7 protein-coding genes and 1 pseudogene are annotated in these 10,037 nt (G+C 67.9%); 4 read left to right on the top strand and 4 right to left on the bottom strand.

Annotated elements, in window-relative coordinates; genetic code table 11:
• Positions 1-1,255: pseudogene (locus JWP83_RS23415) on the bottom strand (primosome assembly protein PriA); the annotation flags it as partial.
• 104 nt (positions 1,256-1,359) lie between these two features.
• Entirely contained in the window at positions 1,360-2,118 is a 759-nt protein-coding gene (locus JWP83_RS23410) for a lysoplasmalogenase (RefSeq protein WP_297735525.1), read from the bottom strand.
• On the opposite strand from JWP83_RS23410, the gene JWP83_RS23405 reads away from it, so the two are divergent.
• Together JWP83_RS23405 and JWP83_RS23400 are read left to right on the top strand one after the other, a co-directional pair.
• Positions 2,117-3,079 (top strand): alpha/beta hydrolase, encoded by a 963-nt coding sequence (locus JWP83_RS23405; RefSeq protein ID WP_297735522.1) that lies wholly within the window; start codon positions 2,117-2,119, stop codon positions 3,077-3,079. The two genes, JWP83_RS23410 and JWP83_RS23405, sit on opposite strands and share 2 nt — an antisense overlap.
• Positions 3,080-3,104: 25 nt before the next feature.
• Entirely contained in the window at positions 3,105-4,076 is a 972-nt protein-coding gene (locus JWP83_RS23400) for an alpha/beta hydrolase (protein ID WP_297735519.1), read from the top strand.
• 112 nt (positions 4,077-4,188) lie between these two features.
• On the opposite strand, the gene JWP83_RS23395 is transcribed toward JWP83_RS23400, so the two are convergent.
• A complete protein-coding gene (locus tag JWP83_RS23395; RefSeq protein ID WP_297735516.1) occupies positions 4,189-5,217 on the bottom strand; it encodes an AraC family transcriptional regulator in 1,029 nt (342 codons plus the stop codon).
• A 75-nt stretch (positions 5,218-5,292) separates the two neighbouring features.
• Between JWP83_RS23395 and JWP83_RS23390 the strand changes: the two genes are divergently transcribed.
• Together JWP83_RS23390 and JWP83_RS23385 are read left to right on the top strand one after the other, a co-directional pair.
• Positions 5,293-6,681, top strand: a complete 1,389-nt coding sequence (locus JWP83_RS23390; protein WP_297735513.1) for a cytochrome P450 — start codon at positions 5,293-5,295, stop codon at positions 6,679-6,681.
• Positions 6,682-6,683: 2 nt separating this feature from the next.
• Positions 6,684-8,186: an NAD(P)/FAD-dependent oxidoreductase gene (locus tag JWP83_RS23385; protein ID WP_297735542.1), complete on the top strand. Its 1,503-nt coding sequence runs from the start codon at positions 6,684-6,686 to the stop codon at positions 8,184-8,186.
• Between the two features lies 1 nt (position 8,187).
• On the opposite strand, the gene JWP83_RS23380 is transcribed toward JWP83_RS23385, so the two are convergent.
• The gene (locus JWP83_RS23380; RefSeq protein ID WP_297735510.1) at positions 8,188-9,807 is read right to left on the bottom strand and encodes a GMC oxidoreductase; all 1,620 of its coding nucleotides are present in this window, start codon (positions 9,805-9,807) and stop codon (positions 8,188-8,190) included.
• Between the last annotated feature and the right edge of the window lie 230 nt (positions 9,808-10,037).

Raw genomic sequence — 10,037 nt, 5'->3', positions numbered from 1 at the left:
GCACCGCATCCGATCCGCACCGCGCGCACCGCAGCGTGGGTTCGGCGCGGCCGCACCACCGGCATAGGGCGCCGGGCCCGCGCTCCTGCAGCGACAGCGGACCGGTGCACTGCCGGCACCGGGCGATGGCGCGGCAGCGCCCACACGCCAGCGACGGGACGTACCCGCGCCTCGGCACCTGCACGAGCACCGGCGCCCCGGCCTCGAGCGACGAGCGGGCCGCCCGCAGCGCGATGGACGGAATGCGCGCGGTGCGCGCCGCCGGGTCGCGTTCGTCGGCGTAGCCCGTGTCGTCGAGGGCGATCACCCGCGGGGTGCGGGCCCGCACCACCGGCCGCGCGGCGACGATGTCGTGGGCCCATCCGCTGCGCACCAACGCGTGCGCCTCGGCGGTCCGCGCGTAGCCGCCGATCAGGGCGGCGCAGCGGGACTGATGCGCGCGCAGCATCGCCACCTCCCGCGCGTGCGGGTACGGCGCCCGCGGCTCGGCCAGGCTGTCGTCGGCGTCGGCCCACACCATGACCAGGCCCAGGTCGCCCAGCGGCGCGAATACCGCACTGCGGGTGCCGATCACCAGGCGCGCGGTGCCCCGCAGCGCGGCGAGCCAACGCCGGTAGCGTGCGGCCGGGCCCAGGCCCGCCGACAGCGCCACCACGCACTCCTCGTCGATCCGGGTCGTCGCGGCCGCCCACAGCGTGTCCAGGTCGCGCTGGTCGGGCACGATCGCCAGCACCGCCCGTCCCGTCCGGATGGTCTGGGCCGCGGCCTCGGCGAAGCGGTCCGCCCACGGCTCGCCGGGCAGCGCCTGCCAGACGGCCCGCGCGGCGCGAGACTCGGCCAGCGCGTCCAGGAACTGCCCGCCTCGGCCGTAGACGTCCCACGCTGACGGGTCGACGGCCGCGGGAATCGATCGGGCCGGCGAAGGGAGCGTCGCCGCGGGCTCCCGCTCGACCCTGGCGTGCCGGGCCGGCACCGCCAGCCGCAACACGTCGGGCCGGGTCCCGGCATAGCGCGCGGCCACCGCGTCGACCAATCGCCGGATTTCCGCCGTGAGCACCGGTTCGGCCGACACGACGCGGTCCAGCCAGCCCAGCTTGCCGGTGTGATCGGTGTCGTTGCGGCGCTCCAGCAGAAACCCGTCGACCAGCCGGCCATGGAACCGCACCCGCACCCGGACCCCCGGCTGGGCGTCGTCTGACTGCTCGGCCGACACCAGGTAATCGAACTCGCGGTCCAGGTGCGGCACCGACAGCATGGGCAGCACTCGGGCGACCGGTTCCACCTCGACGGGAGTGCGCCCCTTACCGGTCACCGCGCCCTCGAGCCCCGAGTTACCTTGCTCGCCAAAGGGACCGACAACTAGCCTTCGTCGGGCTCGCGCTCGTATTCGGGCTCGTACTCGTAGTCCGTCTCGTAATCCGGTTCCTCTCGACCGAAGAAGAACCCGGCCGTGATCAGGATCTGGGCCGCGGCGTACAACCACCAGATCGGGACCGCCAGCGCGTCGTTGTACAGGATGAACCGGTCGATGGCGATCATCGTGTCCGACGCCGCAAAACACACCGCCCCCACCGCGGTCCAGATCGTCGGCAGGTTGGCCAGGAACGCCATGCAGACCATCGCGGTCAGCACGACCATGTAGAGCGTCACCGGAATCGTCAGCTTGTCGCGGCCCAGGTGCGGCCAGAACCACGCCAGCAACGACATGGACACGAGGCACATGAAGGCGACCGCGGCCAGGCGCACCCGGGATGTCCGGGCCAGCGGGACCAGCGCACCCAGGAAACACAAGTGTGCCAACAGGAATGCCGCCAGCCCCAACCCGAACGACACCGTCCACCACGGGATGGCCAGCATCCAGTCGCCGACGGCCGACAACAGGAGCGCGGGCATCAGCCACCGCCGCTCGCGGACGATGGGGTGCGCCACCGCGGCGACGGTCAGCAGCAACGCCATCGACGCCTTGAACGGCGGCTGCAGCAACCAGTGCCCCGTCAAAGCCGTTCCCGGCGGCGAGCGCAACGCGAGCACGGTCAGATAGACCCCGTAGGAGATGCCCGCCCACCCGGCTACCACCCAGCCGCCGGACACCAGGCGAGGTGCGTACGGTACTTCCATGCCCAGCTTGGAAACCGCCACGGAAAACCCTGAAAACCCTGGTATCGACCCCATCCTGCTGAAGGTACTGGATGCGGTTCCGTTCCGGCTATTAACCGACGAAGGTGTCGCCGCGGCGCGCCAACGGCTCCGCGACCTGCCGCGCCGTCCGATGCATCCCGAGCTGCGGGTCGAGGACCGGGCCATTGCCGGCCCCGGCGGCCCGATCGGCATCCGGATCTATTGGCCCTCAGCCGATCCGGGACGGCGCGCGCCCGTGGTGCTGTTCTTCCACGGCGGCGGCTTCGTCGTGGGCGATCTCGATACCCACGACGGTACGGCGCGCCAGCATGCGGTGGGGGCCGACGCCATCGTGGTGTCCGTTGAGTACCGCCTGGCGCCCGAGCACCCCTACCCGGCCGCAGTCGAAGACGCTTGGGCCGCAACGTTGTGGGTGGCCGAGCGCGGCACCGAGCTCGGCGCCGACACCACGCGGATCGCGGTCGCCGGGGATTCGGCCGGCGGCACCATCGCCGCGGCCACGGCGCAGCGCGCCCGCGACAGTGACGGGCCGCCGATCGCGTTCCAGCTGTTGTGGTATCCCTCCACGCTGTGGGACGCGTCGCTGCCGTCCTTCACCGAAAACGCCACCGCGCCGATCCTGGACGCCAAGGCCATCGCCGCGTTCTCGCGTTGGTACGCAGGCGAAATCGACCTGTCCGACCCGCCGTCGGGCATGGCGCCGGGGCGGGCAAAGAACCTGGCCGGCCTGCCGCCGGCCTACATCGGCGTCGCCGGTCACGATCCGCTGCGCGACGACGGCATCCGTTACGGCGAGCTGTTGGCCGCCGCCGGCGTCCCGGTCGAGGTGCACAACGCGGAGACTATGGTGCACGGCTACCTGGGCTACGCCGGTGTGGTGCCCGCGGCCACCGCCGCGCAGGATAAGGGGCTCGCGGCGTTGCGGAATGCCCTGCATTAACGGGTCGGAAGCGTACGGTGAACGCATGATTGAGCCGACCGTCGCCCGACCGGGCATCGATCCGACGTTGAAGGGGTTGCTCGACGCGTTCCCGATGACCTTCGACGCCGCCGACGGTGTCGAGGTCGCGCGATCGAGGCTCCGTCAGCTCAAGGTGCCCCCGGAACTGCTTCCGGACGTGCGGACCGAGGAGCGGACGATCGGTTACGGAGAACTGACCGACATTCCCGTCCGGATCTACTGGCCGGCCGGCGACACCGAGGCCTTGCCCGTAGTCGTCTTCTACCACGGCGGCGGGTTCTCGCTCGGCGACCTGGAGACCCACGACCCCGTCGCCCGCGCCCACGCCGTCGGCGCCGAGGCCATCGTGGTGTCAGTCGACTACCGGCTCGCCCCCGAGCACCCCTTCCCCGCCGGGGTGAACGACTGCTGGGCCGCGTTGCAATGGGTCGCCGAGAACGCCGCCGAGCTGGGCGGTGATCCGGATCGCATTGCCGTGGCCGGGGATTCGGCGGGCGGCAACCTCGCCGCGGTGATGGCGCAGCTCGCCCGCGACAATGCCGATAATGGCGGTCCCGCGCTCAAGTTCCAGTTGCTGTGGTACCCGACGGTCACCGCCGACCTGTCATTGCCGTCGCACACCGAGAACGCCTACGCGCCCATCCTGGACCGCGACGTCATTGAAGCCTTCCTGTCCTGGTACCTGCCCGACCTCGACATCACCGATCCGAAGGCCCTGCCCACCACGCTGGCCCCGGCCAACGCGGACGACCTCTCCGGTCTGCCGCCCGCCTTCATCGGGACCGCCGAACACGATCCCCTGCGCGACGACGGCTCCCGCTACGCCGAGCTGCTCAACGCCGCGGGTGTGCCCGCGGAACTGAGCAACGAGCTGAACATGGTGCACGGGTACGCCAGCTTCTCCCTGGTCATACCGGCCGCGGCCGAGGCCACCAACCGCGGGCTGGTGGCGCTGTACAAGGCGCTGCACTGCTAGCCGCACTGCCATCGCCGGTGGCTCCGTCGGGTGGTGGGACGACGGCGGGGCCGGTGGGCACGGCGGAAACGGGAACGCTCTTGGGCTTGCACGGCTCTTAGCCCCAAAAGCGCTAGTCCCGGCGTGAATACGCGCTGGGCGCAAGGCCGTACCAGCGTTTGAAGGCGTGCGAGAACGTCGAGACCTCCGTGTAACCCAGCCGCGTGGAAACCTCCTCCACGGTGAGCCCGACGTTGCGCAACAGGTCCACGGCCACGGTGGAGCGCGCCTCGTTCAGCAAGGCCCGAAACGAGGTGTCCTCCTCGGCGAGCCGCCGGCGCAGCGTTCGCGGATGGATGTCGAGTTCGTCGGCGACGTCGGGAAGCGTTGGGAACACACCGGAATCGCGGAACAGCTTGCTGCGCACCAGCGCGGTGATGCCCCGGCGGCTCTCGCTGCTCTGCATCAGCACGTCGCACTGCGCCATGCACATTTCCAGGGTGTGGGGGTCGGCCTGCGGCAGCGGCTCGTCGAACATGGCGCGCGGGAAATGCAGCCGGTTGTGCGCCCGCCCGAACCTGACGTCGTGCACCGGCACCAGCTCGAGCAGCGGCCGCAGCAGTTCCTCGTCGACCGCCAATTCCGCGGTCACCTCGTCGGCATACTTCTCCGCCACGGGTAGCGCGAAAGCCGTTGTAGTCGCGATGATTCCGGCGATGTCGCGTTCGATGAAGAAGCCTCGCACATCGGCGGGCAGGTGGCCGGCGTCGAGCTCGATGACGCAGTCCTTGGCAGTTTCGAACAAGGCGAGGCGGATGTGCATCGTGGTTAGTGCGAAATAGCGCATCGCGATGGAAAACAATTCCCGAAGGGTGCCACATGACATCACGGCGAAGCCGAACAACCCCAAGTGGGTGAGCGTGGACCGGCTGCCCACATCCACACCGATGCCGCTGTGGCCCGGAAGCCGGACCAGCAGCCGGCGCACCACCATGATCTCGTCGGACGCGCTGACCATAGCGTCCGGGTTGTTGAGATCATCCGGGTCGATCGCGGTGCCCGCCAGCAGCTCATTCGTCCGCACCCCGCGCTCGTTGGCCACCTGGCACAACACCCGGGTGGCATGCACCGGATGACTCAACGCCGATGGTGGATGGCTCATGGACTGTCCTGAACTCCCAACTCCATGTCCCATAATCTCATTACCGGCTCGCGGCGTCATCCATACAGTTGAGTCATGGCGACTCTCACCGCTGAACGGCCTCTGACCGGACCCGCCAGACGCCTGAGCTTCTGGACGATGACGCGCGAGGCCCTCACCGTCGGATTCGATGTGGGCGACGGATTCATGAGCCGGATATCCGGCAGCGATATCGTCCGGTTCCGCTGCGCCGGTAGGCGTTTCGTGTCGGTCAGCCACCCCGAGTACGTCGATCACGTGCTGCACGAAGCCCGGCTGAAATACGTCAAGTCATATGAATACGAGCCCATCCGGGCCACCGCGGGCATCAACCTGCTCACCGACGAGGGCGATTCCTGGGCCGCGCACCGCGGCACGCTGAACCCGACCTTCGCCAGGCGCCACCTGAACGGGAGCGTCGACCTGATGATCGACCCGATCACGGCCGTCACCGACGCGCTGCCAACAGGTGCGCGATTCGACATCCACCAGACGATGGTCGAGGCGACGCTGCGCGTGGTCGCCAATTCGCTGTTCAGCCAGGACTTCGGGCCGTTGGTCGAAAGCATGAACGACCTGGCGACACGCGGGCTGCGGCATGCCGAGCGGCTGCAGCGACTCGGTCTGTGGGGCCTCATGCCGCCTCCGGTCTACGACGCGCTGCACTGGCTGGCGTTCTCCGGCGTCCGACTGCCGCCGCCCTTGCGCGACATGCAGGACATCACGCTGACCCTCGACCGTGCGGTCAACGCGGTGATCGATCACCGGATGCTGCAGCCGACCGACTCCGCCGACCTGCTCAACGTGTTGCTTCGCGCCGACGGCGGACGATGGCCCCGCCAGCGGGTACGCGACGAGGCCCTGACGTTCATGCTCGCCGGTCACGAAACCACCGCGAATGCCATGTCCTGGTTCTGGTACCTGATGGCACAGCACACCGACGCCCGCGACCGGATGCTCGCCGAGATCGACGACGTGCTGGACGGGCGCCGCCCCACCGCCGACGATCTGGGCAGGCTGGGCTGGACCACCGCCTGCCTGCAGGAGTCGCAGCGTTACTTCTCTGCGGTGTGGACCATCGCGCGGCGGGCCATCGACGACGACGTCATCGGCGGACACCACATCCGCCGCGGCACCACGGTCCTCATCCCGATCCACCACATTCACCACGACCCGCGCTGGTGGCCCGACCCGGAAGCCTTCGACCCCAACCGGTTCCGCCCACCGGACAAAGGCCGGCCGCGCTCGGCATACCTGCCATTCGGCGGCGGTCGCCGCATCTGCATCGGGCAGAGCTTTGCCTTAATGGAGATGGTGCTGATGGCGGCAATCATGAGTCAGCGCTTCACCTTTGACCTCGCGCCCGGCGACGCGATAGAACTCGAGGCAACGCTGACCCTGCGGCCCAAGCGCGGGGTGCACGTGATCGGAAGCAGGCGCGCATGAGCATCACCCCCGAGTACGAGACCCTGATCGTCGGCGCCGGATTCTCCGGCATCGGCGCCGCGATCAATCTGGACAGGGCGGGCCTGTCCAACTACCTCGTGATCGAGGCCGGCGACGGGGTTGGGGGCACCTGGCACTGGAACACCTATCCCGGTATCGCCGTGGACATTCCGTCGTTTTCCTATCAGTACTCGTTCGAGCAGAGCCCGCGCTGGTCGCGCACCTACGCGCCGGGCCGCGAGCTCAAGGCGTATGCCGAACACTGCGTCGACAAATACGGCATCCGGTCGCGGATCCGGTTCAACACCAAGGTGCTGGCCGCCGAGTTCGACGACGAAAACCACCTGTGGCGGGTGCAGACCGATCCCGGTGGGGTGGGGGCACCTCCCGCTTGCGGGGGACTGACGGCCCGGTTCCTGGTCAGCGCCAGCGGCGTGCTGACCGTGCCGAAGCTGCCCGACATCGACGGCGTGGACTCCTTCGCCGGCACCACCATGCACACCGCGCGCTGGGATCACCGGCAGGACCTCACCGGCAAGCGCGTCGCAATCATCGGCACCGGCGCCTCGGCGGTGCAGGTCATCCCCGAGATCGCGCCGATCGTCTCCCACCTCACCGTGTTTCAGCGCACCCCGATCTGGTGCTTCCCCAAGCTCGACGTCCCGCTGCCGGCGCCTGCCCGCTGGGCGATGCGGATCCCCGGCGGCAAGCTCGTCCAGCGCCTGATCAGCCAGGCCTTCGTCGAGCTGACCTTCCCGGTCGCGGCGCAGTACTTCACGGTGTTCCCGCTCGCCAAGAGGATGGAGTCGGCCGGACTCGCCTATCTGCGGCAACAGGTCGAGGACCCGAGAGTGCGCGAGCAACTCACGCCGCGGTATGCGGTCGGTTGCAAACGACCCGGCTTCCACAACGGCTACCTGGCCACGTACAACCGCGACAACGTGCGGCTGGTCACCGAGCCGATCGACAAGATCACGCCCTCGGCGGTCGCAACCACCGACGGCGAGAGCCACGAGATTGATGTGCTGCTGCTGGCAACGGGATTCAAGGTGATGGACACCGACAGCTTGCCGACCTTTGCGATCACCGGCAGCGGCGGCACGATGCTCAGCAAGTTCTGGGACGAGCACCGGCTACAGGCCTACGAGGGCGTCAGCGTTCCCGGCTTCCCGAACATGTTCAGCGTGATGGGCCCCTACGGCTACGTCGGCTCTTCGTATTTCGCGCTCATCGAGACCCAAACCCACCACATCGTTCGCTGCCTGAAACGGGCCCGGCGCGACGGCGCAACCCGCGTGGAGGTGACCGAGGAGGCCAACACGAGGTACTTCGCCGAGATGATGCGCAAGCGGCACCGGCAGGTCTTCTGGCAGGACAGTTGCCGGCTGGCCAACAGCTACTATTTTGACAAGAACGGCGACGTGCCGCTTCGCCCGACCACCACGCTGGAGGCCTACTGGCGCAGTCGGCGGTTCCATCTCGACGACTACCGATTCAGCGGGTAAGTCACCTGCGTCCCTGCAGGATTCCTTCGATGTTGCGTTCCGCGAGCGCGGTGATGGACATGAAGGGGTTGCAGCCCAGGTAACCGGGGAGCAGTGACGCGTCGTTGACGTAAAGCTTGTCGTACCCTTTCACCCTGCCGTAGCCGTCGGTGGCCCTGCCCCTCACGACGCCGCCCATCGGATGAACGGTGTGGGGCGCGAAGGCATTTCCTTCGAAGAGGTCGTCGCGATAGTCGACGCCGTTGGCGTGGGTCACCTTGTCCAACACCAGCTTCGCCTTCTCGCGCAAGTGGTCGGTATGACCGCCCGGCCAGTCGATGATGATCGAGTCCTTGGCGCGGTTGTAGGTGATGTCGGCACGGTCCCCGGTGCGCACCATCACGTAGTAGCCCAACGCGAACGTCTCCACCGGAAGGGGAAGCGAGAACATGCTGGCGTATACGGGGTTGTCCGGATCGTCCCGGCCGTCGAGGTTGATCATTCCCATCAGGGATTGCTGCGTGCCCGCGGGATCGCCGGCCCCCAGCATGTGAGCGACCATGATGTCTCCGTTGTTTCCGTATCCGCGGCCGATCTCGTCGCTCAGGTTCGGCAACGTCCCCGTATCGCGGGCGCGCAGCAGGAGTTCGTTGGTACCGAGCACCCCGGCGGTCAGATGCAGCTCGTCACAGCCGACTTCGGCGCGGGTGACCTCCCTGCCGAACCGGTCGATCTCGCGGATCGAGACCACGAATTCGCCGGAACGCTCGCGCCGGATACCGGTAACCTCGGTCAGCGGCTTGAGGGTGACCTTGCCCGTGGCCAGCGCGGCCGCGATGTATGTCTGGTCAATGCTGCCGACCCTGCCGTAGTTGTTCCCGTACTGCTGCTCGAAATTCAGCGCCGAACGTGGAACCTGTTCGGCCTCTTCCTGTTTCATGTAGTCGAACGAATAGGCGCTGCCGTTGTAGTCGACGCGGTAGCCGGCCGCGTCCGCGTACTGCCGGCCCACCCTGGCGTATTGGAACCAGGGGGTGCGCTCGAACCAGTCCATGTCGCGGTAGCTGATCCGCAGCATGGTCTTGGCACGTTCGATGTACGTGCCCAGGAATGCCGCGGGGTCGATGTCCGGGAAGGCGGCGCGAACCTGAGCCGGGGTGGGAATCGCCGCGATCGCGGCGTTGACCATCGATCCTCCCCCGACGGCCGTTCCACGAAACACCGCATGCGCGCCATGGACGACCTTCTCGCAGATCCCGGCCTGGACCGGCTGCGGCGACGGCGCATGCTTGGCCGCCTCTGCCATCGACACGCCTCGATACGACGGCACCAGGCTCGGCGGGACGGACGTGAACCAGCCGGCGCGGTTGTCGGCGGGCAGCATGCGGGAGAAGCGTTTGCCGTCGCTGTCGGGGGCATCCCACCGCCTGCCCTTCTCCAGAATCAGGGTCTGAATGCCTGCTTGGCCCAGCCGCAGCGCCGTCACCCCGCCGCCATACCCGCTACCGATCACGATGGCCCGGTAGTGCGGTCGTAGGTCAGCTTGATCGCGGCGACTGTCCAGTTCGATGATGCCGGCACCTAGGGCGCCTGCGGCAACCCCGGCGACGCCACCCAGAAAACTCCTCCGCGAGAAGGCCATAAACGCCTCACTTGGTGACTTGGGTTCAGTCGCACGGCGACGGACACGCCGCCCGTTTGATGACCTTCCACGGCATCTTATGTTGCACCGCTACTCGAACTGGGCGCACTCACTACTCGATATATGGTCAAATCTCTCGATCTCCGCTTGAGGGCCCATACCCTTTCCCACACATGACATGCAGTAGGGAGGGGAGCTGCCATGGAAAATTCTGACTCATCTAACTTAGG

The organism is Mycobacterium sp. (assembly GCF_025965855.1).
GTDB lineage: Bacteria > Actinomycetota > Actinomycetes > Mycobacteriales > Mycobacteriaceae > Mycobacterium.
The sequence above is the reverse complement of the archived record's forward strand: the minus strand, read 5'-3'. Positions and strand labels throughout refer to the sequence as shown.

Coding starts and splice junctions, on each gene's coding strand:
- JWP83_RS23395 (WP_297735516.1), bottom strand. CDS start 5,217: ATGAGCCATCCACCATCGGCGTTGAGTCATCCGGTGCATGCCACCCGG.
- JWP83_RS23400 (WP_297735519.1), top strand. CDS start 3,105: ATGATTGAGCCGACCGTCGCCCGACCGGGCATCGATCCGACGTTGAAG.
- JWP83_RS23410 (WP_297735525.1), bottom strand. CDS start 2,118: ATGGAAGTACCGTACGCACCTCGCCTGGTGTCCGGCGGCTGGGTGGTA.
- JWP83_RS23405 (WP_297735522.1), top strand. CDS start 2,117: ATGCCCAGCTTGGAAACCGCCACGGAAAACCCTGAAAACCCTGGTATC.
- JWP83_RS23380 (WP_297735510.1), bottom strand. CDS start 9,807: ATGGCCTTCTCGCGGAGGAGTTTTCTGGGTGGCGTCGCCGGGGTTGCC.
- JWP83_RS23390 (WP_297735513.1), top strand. CDS start 5,293: ATGGCGACTCTCACCGCTGAACGGCCTCTGACCGGACCCGCCAGACGC.